A 17,519-nucleotide genomic window follows, 5' to 3' on the forward strand; every position below is an offset into this window, starting at 1 on the left:
AACCCGATATGCTTAAGCTACAATCGAAGATCCCTGAAGGACCCCTGGCTGAGAAATGGTCCAACTACAAATCCAACCAGAACCTGGTCAACCCGGCCAACAAAAGAAAACTGGATGTGATTGTAATCGGGACGGGCCTGGCTGGTGCCGCAGCAGCAGCCTCCATGGCGGAGATGGGATTTAAAGTGAAATCCTTCTGCTACCAGGACAGCTCCAGGCGTGCTCACAGTATTGCGGCCCAGGGCGGCATCAATGCAGCAAAGAATTATCAGAATGACGGTGACAGCATCTACCGGCTTTTTTTCGACACCATCAAAGGCGGGGATTACCGCTCCCGGGAAGCCAATGTTTACCGGCTCGCTGAAGTGAGCAACGAAATCATAGATCAGTGCGTGGCCCAGGGGGTGCCCTTTGCCAGGGAATATGGAGGAACACTGGATAACCGCTCTTTTGGAGGCGCCCTGGTTTCCAGGACTTTTTATGCGCGTGGCCAGACCGGTCAGCAGCTTCTTCTTGGAGCTTACCAGGCCCTGAGCAGACAGGTGAAAAAGGGAAACGTGGAGATGTATCCCCGGATGGAAATGTTTAACCTGGTGATTGTCGATGGAAAAGCGCGCGGAATTATCGCCCGCGATGTGATCACCGGCAAACTGGAACGTTTCAGTGCCCATGCGGTGGTGCTGGCTTCCGGTGGCTACGGAAATGTGTACTTTCTCTCCACCATGGCCATGGGAGCCAATGTTACCGCCGCCTGGCAGTGTTATAAAAAAGGGGCCTTCTTCGGGAATCCCAGTTTTGTCCAGATCCACCCCACCTGCATACCGGTGCACGGGGAATACCAGTCCAAGCTTACACTGATGAGCGAAAGTCTGCGGAACGACGGGCGCATCTGGGTGCCTAAAAAGCTGGAAGATGCGAAACGTCTGCAGAATGGTGAGATTGGAGGAGCTGATATACCGGAGGAAGACCGGGATTACTACCTGGAGAGGCGATACCCGGCCTTCGGGAACCTGGTGCCCAGGGATGTGGCCTCACGTGCAGCGAAGGAACGCTGTGATGCAGGCTTTGGAGTAAATGAAACCGGGCTGGCCGTATTCCTGGATTTCAGAGATGCCATTCAGCGGCTGGGTAAGGATGTCATTGAGGCCAAATATGGCAACCTGTTCCAGATGTATGAGAAAATCACGGATCATAATCCCTATGAAGTCCCCATGATGATCTATCCGGCCATTCACTACGCCATGGGCGGGATCTGGGTCGATTATGAATTGCAAACCACCATACCCGGACTGTTTGCCACCGGAGAATCCAATTTCTCCGACCATGGGGCCAACAGGCTCGGGGCCTCGGCTTTGATGCAGGGACTTGCAGACGGATATTTCGTACTGCCCTATACCATCCAGAACTTCCTGGCCCATGAAATCAACACCCCCCGCTTTAAAACCGATCTGCCGGAATTTGAGCAGGCGGAAAAGGAGGTTCAGGAGCAACTGGAAAAGCTGATGGCCGTGAAAGGGACCATGAGTGTGGATACCCTCCATAAAAAACTTGGACACATCATGTGGAATTATGTGGGGATGGCCAGGAACAAGGAGGGACTGGAGAAAGCCATCCTGGAAATTGCAGACCTGAAGAAAGAATTCTGGAACAACGTGAATATCCCGGGTGAGCTGAACGATTTGAACGTGGAGTTGCAAAAGGCCAGCCGCCTGGCCGATTTTATAGAGCTCGGCGACCTGATGGCCAGGGATGCCCTGAACAGGGAGGAGTCCTGCGGGGGTCATTTCCGGGAGGAATACCAGACCGGAGAAGGAGAGGCCCTGCGTAATGACAAGGACTTTACTTATGTGGCTGCCTGGGAGTATAAGGGAGAGGACAAAGAGCATGTACTCCATAAAGAGCCCCTGAAATTTGAATACATCGAAGTCAAACAAAGGAATTATAAATAAGAGATAATCTGCCATGAACCTGAAACTGAAAATCTGGCGCCAGAAGGATCCCAACAGCAGGGGTAATTTTGTGAACTACCAGCTCCAAAATATTTCATCCGACAGCTCCTTCCTGGAAATGCTCGATGTTCTGAACGAAGAGTTGATCTCCAGGGGTGAAGAACCGGTCATTTATGACCACGACTGCCGGGAGGGGATCTGTGGTGCCTGTGGACTGTATATCAACGGCCGGCCGCACGGCCCCGACTCCCTGATCACGGTTTGCCAGCTGCATATGCGAAAATTCAGGGATGGCGACACCATTGTCATTGAGCCCTGGAGGGCCAGGGCCTTCCCGGTCATCAGGGACCTGATGGTGGACCGCAGTGCCTTTGACAAACTGATCCAGGAAGGAGGCTATGTGTCTGTAAATACAGGCAGCGCCCCCGATGCCAACAATATTCCCATAAAGAAGGAGTATGCCGACCTGGCCATGGATGCCGCCGCCTGCATCGGTTGCGGAGCCTGTGTTGCCGCTTGTAAGAATGCATCAGCCATGCTTTTTGTGGGCGCCAAAGTATCCCACCTCACCCTGCTGCCGCAGGGCAGGATAGAGGCCAGGGACCGGGTTCGTCATATGGTGGCTAAAATGGATGAACTGGGCTTTGGGAACTGCACCAATACGGGAGCTTGTGAGGCTGAATGTCCCAAGGGCATCAAGCTCACCAATATAGCCAGGCTGAACAGGGAGTATTACAAAGCGGCACTCTGATCACAACGCAGGCTTCCCTCCTTTTACGTGCAGGAACCCTTGCGATTTATCACTGTGGCATTTTTGCTTGCAGCGCCTACAAAGATTTATGCAGTAAATGTTTTAAGCGCAAGAGTAAAATTGCCACGGCATTGTTTATGAGCTCATGGTTTCCTCCACCTCTTCCACTGTTTTGGGAACGGGTGTGCCCAGTACCCTGCTGCCCGACCCGGTAATAAGCACATCGTCTTCGATCCTGACACCGCCAAAGCCCCGGTATTTATCCACCTGATCGTAGTTGATAAAGCGACCATGTTTCTGCTCTGCTTTCCACTGATCGATCAGGGCAGGAATAAAGTAGCAGCCGGGCTCATTGGTCACCACAAAACCGGGTTCCAGTTCGCGACCCATCCTCAGGTAGGCCAGTCCAAACTGATCGCTTCTTTTCACGGAAGAACTATATCCCACATAATTTTCTCCCAATCCTTCCATATCATGAACATCCAGGCCAAGCATATGGCCCAGCCCATGCGGAAAAAACAAGGCATGTGCCCCGGCTGATACGGCCTCATCAAGATCCCCTTTCATTAGGCCCAGATCCTGTAATCCCCCTGCAATGATCCTTGCAGCCATCAGGTGCACTTCCCGGTAGGTACGTCCGGGTATGGAGGCTTTAATGGTTTCGGTATTGGCCTTCAGAACGATGTTATAAATATCTTTCTGCTGGCTGGAGAATTTCCCCCCCACCGGAAAGGTCCTGGTAATATCGCTTGCATAACTTCTGGACGTTTCTGCCCCGGCATCGCAAACCACCATCCTCCCCTCCTTCAACTCGTTACCGTGATAATGGTTGTGCAGGGTCTGACCATCCATACTCAGAATGACCGGGAAAGAGACCGGTCCTCCATGGGAGAGAGCAATCCCTTCGATAGCTCCGGCCAGCTCCCTCTCAAAATTACCCGGGAAGCCCATCTTCATGGCCGTGGTATGCATGATCCAGGCCACATCCACGGCTTTCTCCATCTCTTCGATCTCGTACTTATCCTTCACGGAACGCAGCTTAACCACCGCTGCGATCAGCTCCCTGGATACCCTTTTCGAAAGCTCTTCATAATTCACTTCCATTAAATTCGACAGGCTCAATACCTGATCGCCCCGGTAGGTGGGCAGAAGATGTATTTTCCGGCCCGATTTTCTGACCTCCTTCAGAAAGTTAGCGAGGTCCTTTACAGATGCCGAGCGGTCAACTCCAATCCTGGCTGCCAGTTCACTGACCGCTGGCTGCTCGCCCATCCATATGATATCATCGATGCCAAAATCGTTGCCATACAGGATATCCCGGTCATTGTCCACATCGCATACTCCATAAAAACCCGGCCTGCTGATCCCGAAAAAATATAAAAAGCTGCTATCCTGCCTGAAATGGTAGGTATTCGCCCCGTAATTCATGGCACTCTCCTCGTTTCCCGGAAGCAGGATAACCCCATCCCCAACCAGTGCACGCAACATTTTTCTTCTCTGCCAGTAAACCTCTTTTGCAAACATATTGATCCTGTTTTTTGTAATGATAGATATATTAAATAAAAGTAGCCTCATTTTTAACAAACGGCATTATTTGAGGAATTAGTTTTCTCGCGAAAAGTGCGGCTTTAAAGCAGAAAGGCTGAAAAACGCTCATTTACGGAGCTTATCCGGGAATTTTGTAACCTTTTAATAACCAAAGCGTAAAAAAATGCGAATAGCCTTGCATAGCTTCATTTTATTTATATATTCGCAGTTGAAAAGCCATTTATTAACCCTTGATCAACATTTTTACTAACATGCCCTATCGCCGTTTACCCAATACAGATTCTGCAAGGCTTAAATCCATGAAGTCGGCTTATGATAAAGGAAAAGACCTTCCACCATTTAAACTGGCCTTTAGTCCCAATTCCCTAAGGAAGATGCAGGCCTTACTCCCCCAGTTTGAAAATGCCATAAGCGAACACAAGAATTCCCTGAATCTTCATGCGGAAAAAAACAAAGAGTATCAGAAACGGCTGAAAAAGGTACGCCTGTACATCTCTCATTTTGTTCAGGTGGTAAATCTGGCTATCGTAAGAGGGGACCTGACTCCGGAAACAAGGAACTATTTCGGGCTGGAAGAGGACGAAAGGAAAATCCCTTCCCTTTCTGCGGAAGAGGACGTGATAAAGTGGGGAGAACAGCTTATTGAGGGAGAAAGAAAAAGAAGAAACAAGGGCCTGAATCCAATCACCAATCCGACCATTGCTGTTTTGAAGGTTCATTTCGACAAATTTATGGAATATCATAACTACCAGAAAAGCCTGAAACTCCGTAATCAGCGCACACAGGAGCAATTGAACGAGCAACGTTCCCTGATCGATGGGGTAATACAGCAAATCTGGAACGAGGTGGAACATACCTATAACGACCTTCCCGAAGAGATGCGCAGAGAAAAAGCCTCGGAATATGGCCTGGTATATGTGTTCCGCAAGAATGAGTTAGATCATGCTAGTGTCATGTCAAGATGATATTGTCGGATAGAGTCTTTTCAACTTTATTCGAGCATCATCGGTTTTAAATTGCCAGTTTATCTTAGCATTCTTATTATTTCTATCTTTCACCCAGGCCCTTGTCTCTTTTCTGATGGTAACTGTGTTGTCAATTCTCCGGTTTAAACACTGGCCCATCAAAACATTGAGTTCAATTTCGGCCATATTCAACCAACTGCCGTGTTTAGGGGTATAGATAAACTCAAACCTGTCCCATATCCGCTTGGCTTCTTCCGGAGAAAAAGTCTCATACAACGCTGAGAGTTTGTGGGTATTCAGGTTATCCATTATCAGCCGTATCTTCTCTGCATTGGGATACTTCTGATCTGCAATGTACCTGACAAAATATGCCCAGTCCTTCTTCGTTTTGCTTTTCTTGATCCTGATATACCGTTTTCCCTTCAAGGGTTCGTTGGCAAGAAAGATATTCGCAACACCCTGCCTGGAGTATTCATAATCCTCTTTAGCATCATGCCCCGGTTTCCTGGCAATAGGAATGCGTGTTTGCTTAATCAGTTGTTTCGGCGACTCATCCATACACACAACCGGATATCGCTTGTCATAAGGCATTTTGTATATATCCAGTACAGATTCCATATGGGCTACAAAGTCGCTATTTGCCAGAGGAGGGATCACCCAACCTTTGACCCGCCACGGTTTGATTTCGTTTTTTTAAGCACCTGACGAACAGTTTCATGTGAGATTGTTTCGGTATATGCCAGTTCTACCATCTTGTCTGCAAGCATCCGTAAGGACCAACGTGCATAGCCTTCTGGAGCTTCACTACAGCTTAGGGCCACTAAATGAGCTTCAAAATCACCATCCGCCTTCTTGGGACCCTTCTTTGGGTATGGCTTGCGATCCATGCATGCATCAAAGCCTTCCTCTACAAATCGTTGTTTCACACGCTCAACAGTCTTGGTGTTTATTTGCAATACCTGGGCAACTTGCTCGTTGGACAATTTCTGACCAAAAGGCCCCTCATCTGTATTTATCAGGATGCAGGCGTTTCGATACTCCTGTGAGCTATGTTTTCCCTTGCCTAATGTGCGCTTGCACAACTCATGCTCATCTTGAGTTAAAGTTACTTTATACCGTACCATCGTTTTTGATGGCAAGTTAAATAATAAAACAGACATATTCAAGTTGACATGACACTAGTCTTTTTCAGACTCAACAGGTTGAGGATATCGGATAGCATACTTTTTTACCTGGATAAACCAGAGTACCCCGCCCGTTAGAAATAGTGCCAGACTGATTACAGCTGCCACCGGTATCAGGGTACTGGTGCCAATTTCCTCCAGCATATCATCGGCACTTCCCCTGGAATTAAAATAGTAATAAATCACCCCCATGGCATTGTTTACAAAATGAGCCAGGATGGGATACCAGATGGATCGCCCGTAAAACATCAGATAACCCAGAATCACCCCCAGCACAAACCTGGGCAGGAATGTGAAGAACTGAAAGTGAAACGCACTGAAAAACACAGCCGTAACAAGGATGGCCAGGTGAACATTCCTGAGCATATCGATCATCAACCTTTGTAACAATCCCCTGAATATCAGCTCCTCTCCAACGGCCGCTATGACCGCGATCATACAAAGGTTCACCAGAAGGCCCACAAAACTTTTCGTTGCCGTGAAGGCCACCATCATTTCTTCCGCGGTATTCTCCAGGCTGCGGAGTAAACGGTCAATCGCCCGGATGGGAATTTCCATTTTCAGGTTAATCTCGGCCAGGTAGTTGATAAAAGGGATCACCGAGACCATCATTAAGATGACCAGTAACATGGGCACCATTCCTGTCTGGTTTCTGAACTGGTAGTAGGAAAAGAGGTCCCCTTCAAACAGATAGGAGAAGAGAAATGCCGGCAGAATGAATGTTCCCACAGATCCCAGTATCTGAATTAATTTGGATGCTGACACATAGTCGGGATTATCATAGGTCCCCAGGGCCAGAACCTCTGATATGCTGAACCCGTATATCCAGGCAGCCAGAAATGCTCCCAGGAATTGAAAGCCCAATCCGAGGATAAAAAGCATCACTACGGAGAAGAGGAATTTCTCGGCAGGTCTCAAACCGGCAAGTAATGCTCTCTTGGGCATGATTTTTTGTAATTTTGCGACGAAATGAAGGCACAAAGAAAGCAAATTGCCCGTTCAGTTCCTACTATAGTTTTACACCATGCGCATCGGAAATCTTGATCTTGGCGACCTGCCTGTCTTCCTGGCACCCATGGAGGACATCACCGATCCTTCGTTCAGATACTTGTGTAAGAAATCCGGAGCCGACGTGATGTACACGGAATTTATCTCTTCGGATGGTCTGATCAGAGACGGTGCAAAAAGTGTAAAGAAGCTGGATATTTTCGATTATGAACGACCCATGGGGATCCAGCTTTATGGCCATGTGGTGGAATCGATGGTGGAAGCCACTCACCGGGCAGTTGCGGCCGGGCCCGATATTTTAGATATCAACTTTGGTTGTCCGGTCCGGAAGATAGCCAACCGGGGAGCAGGTGCCGGGATGCTTTCCAATATTCCCCTGATGATGAAAATGACCCGGGCCATCGTAAAGGCTTCCCCGGTTCCGGTAACCGTAAAGACCCGGCTGGGGTGGGACGATCAGCATAAAATCATAAAGGAAGTGGCCGAACAGCTGCAGGATCAGGGCATCACTGCTCTTACCATTCACGGTCGCACCCGGGCTCAGATGTACCAGGGAAGAGCCGACTGGACCTTAATCGGAGAAGTAAAACAAAATCCCCGGATGCAGATTCCTGTCATCGGCAACGGCGATATATCCAATCCTCTGGAGGCCAAAGAGGCCTTTGATCGTTATGGGGTGGATGGGATTATGATCGGACGGGCAGCGGTTGGAAAGCCCTGGTTATTCAGACACATAAAACAATACCTGAAAACGGGTCAGTTGCTGCCCGAACCCACCGTTGCCGAGAAAGTGGATATGGCCAGGATGCAATTCGAAAAATCGCTGGAGTTTAAAGAGGGACCTGTTGGAATCTATGAAATGCGCAGACACTTTTCCAACTATTTCAAAGGGCTCCCCCATTTTAAGGAGATGCGCATTAAGCTGCTGACCTCTCTGGATGTGGATGAAATCCTGGCATTGCTGGAGCAAATCAGGGAACTCTATGGAGAAGAGCGGCCGGAAATTAGTGGAGGATTCTGGGATCGCTGATGGGCCGTGTTATCACTCCTGCTCACTGTGCCTGGGATAGTCCAGGTTATAGTGCAGGCCCCTGCTCTCTTTGCGGGCCTGAGCCATCTTAATGACCAGGTAACCCACATTGATCAGGTTCCGCAGCTGACAGATCCTCAGGGAAACCTTGGATTTTTTATAGAGCTCTTCTGTCTCCCGGTAAATGATTGCCAACCTGACCGCAGCCCTTTCCAGCCGCAGATCGGACCTGACGATGCCCACATAATTGGTCATAATCTGTTTGACCTCTTTCAGGTTTTGTGTGATCAGTACCATCTCCTCCGGATGGGTGGTGCCTCTGTCGTCCCACGGAGGAATCTGACCGGGAACCTGACAGGATGAAAAGTGTTTCACTGCATGCTTCACGGCCCGTTCGGCATAAACAATGGCCTCAATCAATGAATTAGAGGCGAGCCGGTTAGCCCCGTGTAGCCCGGTGGAAGAGACTTCCCCGACAGCATACAGTTTTTTGATCGAGGTCTGCCCGTCCATATCCACTTTTACCCCTCCACACATGTAATGAGCCGCAGGAACCACCGGAATCTTCTCCTTGGCAATATCTATACCCAGGGATCTGCACTTTTCCGTGATATTAGGGAAGTGCTCCTTCAATGCCCTGGCATCCAGATGTGTGTTATCGAGGTAGACAAAATCGTGACCGTGTACCTTCATCTCGTTATCGATAGCCCTGGCAACCACATCCCTGGGGGCCAGACTGCCTCTGGGATCGTACTTTTTCATAAATTTATCTCCCAGTTGATTCTTAAGAATCCCCCCATATCCGCGCATAGCTTCTGTAATCAGGTAGGAAGGTGACTCCCCGGGATTGTAGAGGGATGTGGGATGGAATTGCACAAATTCCATATTATCTACAATTCCCTTGGCCCGGTATACCATGGACACACCGTCGCCGGTTGCGACCAGAGGATTGGTAGTGGTGTAGTAGAGGTTGCCGGCTCCGCCGGATGCGAGTAAAGTACTTCGTGAAAGAATTCTCAAAACCTTATGGGTCTCCAGATTCAGCACATATGCGCCGTAGCACTCTATATCGGTCATATGACGCTTAACCAGCTTCCCCAGATGGTGCTGGGTAATCAGATCGACAGCAAAGTGCTTTTCCAGCAGGTCAATATTGGGATGTCTCCGAACCTGAACCGAAAGGGCACGCTGTATTTCCTGTCCGGTATTATCTTTGTGATGCAGGATCCGGTGTTCAGAATGCCCTCCCTCACGAGCCAGGTCATATTTACCACTGGATTGCTTGTCAAATTTGGCACCCCACTGGATGAGCTCGCGGATCTGATCAGGGGCCTCCCTGACCACCATCCTGACTACCTCCTCATTGCAAAGATAGTCTCCTGCGATCAGGGTATCCTGCACATGTTTCTCATGGCTGTCGGGCTCATAGGTAACGGCAGCAATACCTCCCTGGGCATAGCGGGTGTTGGTCTCTTCCAGATCCGCCTTGGTAATCAGACAAACCAAACCGTGATTTGCAGCCTTCAGAGCAAAACTTAGTCCCCCGAGCCCCGAACCAATAACCAGAAAATCATATTTTTTCTTCATGGAATATACCCTCAAAATACCTGACAAATATAGGAAAACCTGCAGAGAATCATTTAAATCAGCTATTTTTGAATACATGATAAAATTACTTACGATAATCGGAGCCAGGCCCCAGATTATTAAGGCCGCAGCACTGAGCAGGGCCATGCACGAGGGGTTTAAGGACCAGATCCATGAAGTGATCCTGCATACGGGTCAGCATTACGACGATGCCCTGTCCGAAGTCTTCTTCCGCGAGATGCACATCCCTTCCCCGGATTATAACCTGGGAATCGGATCGGCCGGTCACGGTTCACAGACGGGACAAATGATCGGGGGCATAGAGGAGGTTCTTCTGAAAGAAAAACCCGATGGCCTGGTGGTTTACGGAGATACCAATTCAACCCTGGCCGGGGCACTGGCCGCTGCCAAGCTGCATATTCCTGTCATCCATATCGAGGCGGGGCTGCGTTCTTTCAACAAAAGAATGCCCGAAGAAATCAACCGGATCGCCTGCGATCATATGAGTACTTTTCTTTTCTCTCCCACCCTCACCGGAATAGAAAACCTGGCAAAAGAGGGGATAATGCACCATCAGAACCAATCTCTTTCATCCGACCATCCGGGGGTTTATCACAGCGGAGATGTGATGTACGACAATACCCTCTTCTTCAGGGAACTTGCCATGGATAAGTCCCCTATCCTAAAAAACCTGGGACTGGACAATCAAAATTATATTCTTGCCACCATCCACCGGCCTTCTAATACCGATATCCCGGAGAACCTGGCTGGCATTTTCCGCGCCATGGATGAGATTTCAAAGGAGAAAAACATCCCCATTGTCCTTCCCCTTCATCCGCGCACGGCAGCCATCCTCCAGCAGGAGCATATGCAGGAGCGTATGGAGTTTATCAGTTCTAACAGACTGATCAGACTGTTACCGGCTGTCTCTTTTCTCGATATGATCCGTCTGGAGGCGGGAGCAAAACTGATCCTGACCGATTCGGGCGGGGTACAGAAAGAGGCCTGGTTCATGGAGAAACCGGTTGTGGTATTGCGGAAGGAGACGGAATGGGTCGAAATTGTTGAGGCCGGGAAAGGAGTTCTCACCGGCCCGGATACGGATAAGATCATCCAATCGGCAAAAATGTTCCTGGAGGCTGAACCCGGGGCCTATCCGCCCATTTTTGGAGACGGAAAGGCTGCCAGGCAGATATTGAAAGTGCTCACCACGGCCAACTGGCAGTAATCTTACAAAATTCAATTACTTTTGTGCTTTCATAAAAGAACACGAAGATGGCCCAGGAAGATCTCTTTAAGAAATTGGTTGCGCACTGCAAGGAGTATGGATATGTTTTCCCATCCAGTGAGATATATGACGGATTGGCTGCAGTATACGACTACGGGCAGTATGGAGTTGAACTTAAAAATAACATCAAGAAATACTGGTGGGACTCCATGGTCCTTCTGCACGAAAATGTGGTGGGGCTCGATTCCGCCATTTTTATGCACCCCACCACCTGGAAAGCTTCGGGGCACGTGGATGCGTTCAACGATCCCCTGATCGATAACAAAGACTCCAAGAAACGCTACCGGGCCGATGTGCTGATCGAGGAGCAGATGGCCAAATACGAGGAGAAGATCAATAAGGAAGTTCAAAAGGCAAAAAAGCGTTTTGGGGATTCTTTTGACGAAGCTCAGTTCAAGAGCACCCATCCCAGGGTGCTGGCCAGCCAGGAGAAGCTGGATAAGCTGCACAGCCGTTTCGTGGAAGCGCTGAACAGCTCCGATCTGAATGAGCTCAAGCAGATCATTTTGGACGAAGAGATTGTCTGCCCGTTTTCGGGATCGCGCAACTGGACGGATGTAAGGCAATTCAACCTGATGTTCTCGACCGAAATGGGCTCGACTTCCGAGAGTTCGAACAAAATCTATTTGCGCCCCGAAACAGCCCAGGGTATTTTTGTTAACTACCTGAACGTACAAAAGTCGGGCAGGATGAAAATCCCTTTTGGAATCGCCCAGATCGGGAAAGCCTTCCGGAATGAAATTGTGGCCAGGCAATTCATCTTCCGGATGCGTGAATTTGAACAAATGGAGATGCAGTTCTTTGTCCCCCCGGGAACGGAACTGGAATGGTTCAATACCTGGAAGGAGATCCGGATGAAATGGCACCGCGCCCTGGGATTCGGTGAAAACAAATACCGCTTCCACGATCACGATAAGCTGGCCCATTATGCCAATGCAGCCACAGACATCGAATTTGAGTTTCCCTTTGGTTTTAAAGAAGTGGAAGGGATCCATTCCCGTACCGATTTTGACCTGGGCAGTCACCAGGAGTACTCCGGGAAAAAACTGCAATACTTTGATCCGGATACCAATAAGAATTATGTGCCCTACGTGGTTGAAACATCCATTGGGGTCGATCGCATGTTCCTGCAGATCATCTCTGCGGCCTATACCGAAGAGCAACTGATCAAAGAGGACGGATCAACCGATTCAAGGGTAGTACTAAAACTGCCTCCGGCTCTTGCCCCGGTCAAACTGGCGGTCTTCCCGCTGACCAGGAAGGACGGTTTGCCGGAAAAAGCCAGGAAGATCATCGACCAGCTAAAATTTGATTTCAACTGCCAGTACGAGGAAAAAGACTCCATCGGGAAAAGATACCGGAGGCAGGACGCCATCGGAACCCCCTTTTGTATCACCATAGATCATCAAACCCTGGAGGACGATACAGTCACCATCCGTTACAGAGATACCATGGAGCAGGACCGAATCCCGTGGCCGGAGCTTCATGGAATCATTCATGAAAAAGTGAGTATGAGAACACTCTTTGAAAGCATTACTGCCTAAAACTCAGGATATGAAAGAAGCGCTGATTGTTTCTCTTAAAACATTCTCCCGGACTCATTTAATTATTCTGCTTGGTTTTCTGGCCCTGGCCCTCGCTTATATGAGTCCCGTGCTGGATGGAAAGGTGCTTTCCCAGCACGATATGACCCAGTTTGAAGGGGTCCGGCAGGAGCTGGAGAATTTTGAAGAAGAGACCGGGGAATCTTCGCAGTGGACAAACTCTCAGTTTTCGGGCATGCCCGCTTTTCACGTGGGTCCCACCGGAGCAAAAACCACCGTTTTCAGGGAGATGGCCAGAGTTTTGCGCCTGGGAGCCGGATCGAACAATCCCATTGCCATCCTGTTTGCTTACCTTCTCTGTTTTTATATTCTGCTGCTTACCCTGCGCCTCTCTCCCTGGCTGAGTGCCATCGGAGCCATTGCTTTCGCCCTGTCCTCCTATAACCTGATCATCCTTCAGCCCGGCCATATTAACAAAGCTTATGCCATTGCATTTATGGCACCTGTAGTGGCGGGGATCCTGCTTGCCTACCGGGGAAAGTATTTGGGCGGGGGACTCCTTTTCCTTCTGGGACTGGGCATTCAATTGTATTATAACCACCTGCAGATCACCTATTACCTCCTGCTTCTGTCATTGATCATTATTCTCTCGAAGGGGATATATGCCATTCTTGAAAAGCAGCTCAAAAAATACCTGACTGCCTCAGCAGTACTTCTTGTGGCTGCCGTGCTGGCCTTGCTTCCAAACTTTTCGAGTCTCTGGATCAATTACGAGATTTCCAAACAGAGTATCAGGGGCAAGCCTGAACTAAGCCTGAACCGGGAGAACCAGACCTCCGGACTGGACAGTGATTATGCCCTGAGCTGGAGCTATGGCAAGGTAGAGACTTTTTCTCTGATGATCCCGTATATGACCGGCGGGAAAACAGCCGCCATGGGAGAAAATGAAAAAGCCATGGAGAAAGTGAGTCCCCAGTTCAGGGAGACCGTGGCCGGACAGAACCAGTACTGGGGGCCCAAAGCATCCACAGCAGGCTCCAATTATTCAGGCGCCATTGTGGTATTCTTCTTTGTCCTGGGACTCTTCCTGATCCATGGCCCCATGCGCTGGTGGATCATTATCAGCAGCCTGCTCTCCATTATGCTGGCCTGGGGCTCTCATTTACCGGGGCTGTCCCACTTTTTCCTGGATCACGTGCCTTTCTACAACAAATTCAGGACCGTGGAGATGACCCTGGTCATTGTCTGCTTTAATATCCCGCTTCTGGCCTTTCTGGCCATAGACCGGATCATAATGAATCCTGATCTGATCCTGGAGAAGAGAAAACAGCTATTGCTCGCCTTCGGCTTCACAGGAGGCCTCTCTCTGCTCTTTTTCCTGTTCCCGGGTATATTTAGCTTTTTCTCGGAACGGGAACAGCTGATATTCAACCAGCAGCTGCAGGGTGCCGACCTTCAATATGCGGGCCAGTTCAGACAGTTTATGGATGAACTGGAGGCCGCAAGAATCTATCTTTTCAGGCACGATGCCATCCGCAGCTTTGTTTTGATCGCCATGGCCTTTGTGCTGACCTGGTACTTTGCCAGCAAGAAGCTGAAGCTGGCCTGGTTCCTGGCCGGACTTGCGGTCCTGATCACCCTCGATCTCTGGTTAATCGATCACCGCTTCCTGAACAGGGACAATTTCGTCTCAAAAAGGCAGCAGGCCAATACCCTGGCCCCCACACCGGCCGATGAGTTCATTCTCCAGGATCCGGATATTCATTTCAGGGTGGCCAACCTGACCGTCTCCCCCTGGCAGGATGGCACGACCTCCTATCACCACAAATCCATCGGGGGCTATCATGGCATAAAAATGAGAAGGTACCAGGATCTGATTGATCTCTATCTTTCGCGGGGACTGCAGAATATAATCGGGGTTTTAAATCAACAACCCTCTCACATGCAGGTGGATTCTGTTCTGGCCGCCCAACAGGTTTTGAATATGTTAAATACCAAATACTTTATTCTGAATCCCTCTTCCCAGCCCCTCAGGAATCCGCACGCCATGGGTCATGCCTGGCTGGTGAACGAGGTGGAGCTGGTGAATAACCCGGATGAGGAGTACCTGGCATTGGAAAACACCGACCTCACCAGGGTGGCGGTGGTAGACCGAAGGTTTGAGGAGCTTTTGCCCGCCGATTTCGGTCAGAATGAAGCTACCGGCACCGTGGAGCTCACTGCTTACCAGCCAAACCGGATGACCTACCAGGTATCGCTGGAACAAGAGTCGCTGGTGGTCTTCTCCGATATTTATTATGAAGGCGGCTGGCAGGCCAGCATTGATGGGGAACCGGCTCCTCTCTTAAGGGCCAATTATATACTGCGGGCCCTGCCGGTAGAAGCTGGTGAGCATGAAGTGGAATTCAACTTTGTGTTCGAACCATTCGAAAAAGGGGAAAAGATCTCCCTGGTGGGATCCTTGCTGGTATTGTTATTGCTGCTCGGGGGTGCCGGGTTCTATATTTACTCGCGGAAGGACTGAGCCAGTCTGTTTATTTATCAGCAGATAGATCAATTTGAATCTTTCTGACAAACTGCGGATTGCTGTCTCCCATATCCCGCATGTGCCTGTTGTACAGATTTACCATTTGCCGCATTAACTTTCCTGTTTTGGAGTTCGGCTGCCGCCCCTCACCCGAGGGAGGAAAGCCGGCCGCATTTCCCTCCCATACAATATGCTCATAATCACTTTGTTGCGCTACTATCTTGAACAGCTCTTTCTCTTTTCGTTTTTGTGCAATCACAAACAGATAGGAGGCTTCAGAGTTTGCCATGATAACCCGCTGCCGCAGGACGAGGGGATCAAGTACTTCGTAGATGGATGCCCCTTTACGATCGCGATACAGGTACATTTTTCTTATCTCAAATCCATTCGACTCGCTAAAGATTCTGTAATAGAGCTCCGGACTGAATTGATAGAAGCCATGACCCAAAAAATTATTAGCAGGCGTAATTCCTATGTAATACCCATCCTTTTCGATCAGGTTCATGCAACTTTTAATGGCGGATGGAAAGTTGAATACATGCTCCAGGCTTCCGCCATCGATCACCAGTGTATACCTGGACAATAGCTCTTCCGGCAGGGACACGTTCAGGTCATGAATGAGGGTCGCCCCTTCGTAAGCCGATGCATCCAGGGAATCCGTGACCTCCGCACCCAGCAAGCCGAGAAATGGTTCTGCATGACTATCTGCCGGGAAAGGGGCCCTTTTATAAACATCCATAAGTCCGGCCTGGAGAAGCATATCGTTTAACTCCTTTTGATTCAGAAAAAGCATTTGCCTCCCGATGGTCAGGACTTTCCGGAAGTTCACATCCAGCTGTCTGGCATGAAGGAGGAGTTTCACTCCATTACTATCAAATCCCATGATTTTCTTTTTTCTTCAGAAACTCGAAGCAATCTGCAAAGCGCCGGGTAACCTTGTCCAGATTGATCTTCTCCTCAATGATGGATAAAGACTGCGCTCCCATGGCCCGGGTTTTCTCCGGATCTTCAAGTAAGATTTCTATTTTTGAGGCCAGGTCATCAGCATCTCCTTCTTTAAAGTAAAGACCGTTCATCCCGTCGTTTACCAGGTCTTTTTCAGTTCCGTCGCACCTGGAGCAGACTACCGGTTTACCAAAGGCCATGGCTTCATTGATGGATAATCCGCCCATTCCTGCAAGAACATAGATGGCAGAGGAGAGGATTTCCCTGCCCAGGTCCTCCGGATCATAGATGCTTCCCAGGAATTTTACTCTGTCTTTAAGAGCTTTTCGCTCCACCAGTTGTTTCAAATAGGTCTCCTCCGGACCCTCTCCAATAATACACAGTTCCAGGGTGTCATGCCCGGGGGAGAGTTTGGCTGTTGCTTCAATCAGCAGATCGACCCGTTTCCATTTCACAAGGCGACCCAGATGCAGGATTCTTTTGGGATTTGATACCGTCACCCCCTCTCCGGTCAATCGTTGACGAATATTGGCTATCTTCTCTGTATCGGGAGAATTATAGGTCAGGAATATATTCTTCCGGTCGATCCCATAACTCTCCTGAATTACAAATCCATGGCTGGCATAAATCATGGTTGCATCAACCTGCCTGTAGTATCTGATCCGCATCAGGTTTAATCCGAAAGCCCAGGGATAAAACCTCAGTCCCACCGGATTTTCGACCTCCAGGTTTTCATTCACAATGGGATTCTTCCTGTAATAGCAAATGGACCTGTTTTTGGGGGCCACCATAAAAGGAATCTCCCGGAAAACCAGTGAAATGTTATTTGCCCTGACCACTTTCCTCGATCCGGAATCGAAGGAATAATTGACGATATAGGGCCAGCCCATGACCACAATATCCGGTAAAAGCTCCTCCAGTGTGCTATGCAGCTTCCTGAAATAGGGTTTCCTGAACTTCCCGCGATATTCCTCCAGTTGCCTGACCGAGAATAGACAGGGCTCCTCTTCATCGCCCAGCTTGACACCCTCCCCCAGGGATAAGCCTCGCTTCCCGGGAACAATGACACTTACCTCCATCCCATGCACACTTACCAGCCGGTTTAAAAGTGCGATCAAATAGTGTGGGAGCCCACTAAACAGGAATGTAACCTTCATTGGATTAAATTACTAGTGCAAGTATAATAAATAATC

General features: G+C 49.2%; 13 protein-coding genes. 7 read left to right on the plus strand and 6 right to left on the minus strand.

Annotated features, from left to right (window positions below; genetic code table 11):
* Positions 1 to 8: 8 nt before the first annotated feature.
* Positions 9 to 1,949 (plus strand): fumarate reductase/succinate dehydrogenase flavoprotein subunit, encoded by a 1,941-nt coding sequence (locus P1P86_00360; protein MDF1573630.1) that lies wholly within the window; start codon positions 9 to 11, stop codon positions 1,947 to 1,949.
* A 13-nt stretch (positions 1,950 to 1,962) separates the two neighbouring features.
* The gene (locus tag P1P86_00365) at positions 1,963 to 2,700 is read left to right on the plus strand and encodes a succinate dehydrogenase/fumarate reductase iron-sulfur subunit (GenBank protein MDF1573631.1); all 738 of its coding nucleotides are present in this window, start codon (positions 1,963 to 1,965) and stop codon (positions 2,698 to 2,700) included.
* A 135-nt stretch (positions 2,701 to 2,835) separates the two neighbouring features.
* On the opposite strand, the gene P1P86_00370 is transcribed toward P1P86_00365, so the two are convergent.
* Positions 2,836 to 4,224 (minus strand): aminopeptidase P family protein, encoded by a 1,389-nt coding sequence (locus tag P1P86_00370; GenBank protein MDF1573632.1) that lies wholly within the window; start codon positions 4,222 to 4,224, stop codon positions 2,836 to 2,838.
* Positions 4,225 to 4,547: 323 nt separating this feature from the next.
* Between P1P86_00370 and P1P86_00375 the strand changes: the two genes are divergently transcribed.
* Positions 4,548 to 5,213 (plus strand): hypothetical protein, encoded by a 666-nt coding sequence (locus tag P1P86_00375; GenBank protein MDF1573633.1) that lies wholly within the window; start codon positions 4,548 to 4,550, stop codon positions 5,211 to 5,213.
* Here P1P86_00375 and P1P86_00380 read toward each other — a convergent pair.
* Positions 5,205 to 6,337 (minus strand): IS630 family transposase gene (locus tag P1P86_00380; GenBank protein MDF1573634.1). Its coding sequence is split into 2 segments (ribosomal slippage): positions 5,205 to 5,899 and positions 5,899 to 6,337, totalling 1,134 coding nucleotides; the frame shifts between segments, so codons are not numbered across the junction. The two genes, P1P86_00375 and P1P86_00380, sit on opposite strands and share 9 nt — an antisense overlap.
* A gap of 54 nt (positions 6,338 to 6,391) precedes the next feature.
* Entirely contained in the window at positions 6,392 to 7,342 is a 951-nt protein-coding gene (locus P1P86_00385; protein ID MDF1573635.1) for a CPBP family intramembrane metalloprotease, read from the minus strand.
* 79 nt (positions 7,343 to 7,421) lie between these two features.
* On the opposite strand from P1P86_00385, the gene dusB reads away from it, so the two are divergent.
* Positions 7,422 to 8,435, plus strand: coding sequence for a tRNA dihydrouridine synthase DusB (dusB, locus tag P1P86_00390; GenBank protein ID MDF1573636.1), 1,014 nt, complete (start codon positions 7,422 to 7,424; stop codon positions 8,433 to 8,435).
* A gap of 12 nt (positions 8,436 to 8,447) precedes the next feature.
* Here dusB and nadB read toward each other — a convergent pair whose 3' ends face one another.
* Complete coding sequence (gene nadB, locus P1P86_00395; protein ID MDF1573637.1) at positions 8,448 to 10,022, minus strand: L-aspartate oxidase; 1,575 nt, start codon at positions 10,020 to 10,022, stop codon at positions 8,448 to 8,450.
* A 76-nt stretch (positions 10,023 to 10,098) separates the two neighbouring features.
* On the opposite strand from nadB, the gene wecB reads away from it, so the two are divergent.
* From wecB to P1P86_00410, 3 genes are read left to right on the plus strand one after another with little or no spacing between them, the layout of a single operon-like run.
* Complete coding sequence (wecB, locus tag P1P86_00400) at positions 10,099 to 11,250, plus strand: UDP-N-acetylglucosamine 2-epimerase (non-hydrolyzing) (protein MDF1573638.1); 1,152 nt, start codon at positions 10,099 to 10,101, stop codon at positions 11,248 to 11,250.
* A 47-nt stretch (positions 11,251 to 11,297) separates the two neighbouring features.
* Entirely contained in the window at positions 11,298 to 12,854 is a 1,557-nt protein-coding gene (locus P1P86_00405; protein MDF1573639.1) for a glycine--tRNA ligase, read from the plus strand.
* Positions 12,855 to 12,864: 10 nt separating this feature from the next.
* Positions 12,865 to 15,378, plus strand: a complete 2,514-nt coding sequence (locus P1P86_00410) for a YfhO family protein (GenBank protein ID MDF1573640.1) — start codon at positions 12,865 to 12,867, stop codon at positions 15,376 to 15,378.
* 10 nt (positions 15,379 to 15,388) lie between these two features.
* On the opposite strand, the gene P1P86_00415 is transcribed toward P1P86_00410, so the two are convergent.
* Both P1P86_00415 and P1P86_00420 read right to left on the minus strand, forming a co-directional pair.
* Positions 15,389 to 16,264: a hypothetical protein gene (locus P1P86_00415; GenBank protein MDF1573641.1), complete on the minus strand. Its 876-nt coding sequence runs from the start codon at positions 16,262 to 16,264 to the stop codon at positions 15,389 to 15,391.
* A complete protein-coding gene (locus P1P86_00420; protein ID MDF1573642.1) occupies positions 16,254 to 17,483 on the minus strand; it encodes a glycosyltransferase in 1,230 nt (409 codons plus the stop codon). The genes P1P86_00415 and P1P86_00420 overlap by 11 nt, the downstream gene beginning before the upstream one ends.
* Between the last annotated feature and the right edge of the window lie 36 nt (positions 17,484 to 17,519).

This window comes from Bacteroidales bacterium, assembly GCA_029210725.1.
Classification (GTDB): domain Bacteria; phylum Bacteroidota; class Bacteroidia; order Bacteroidales.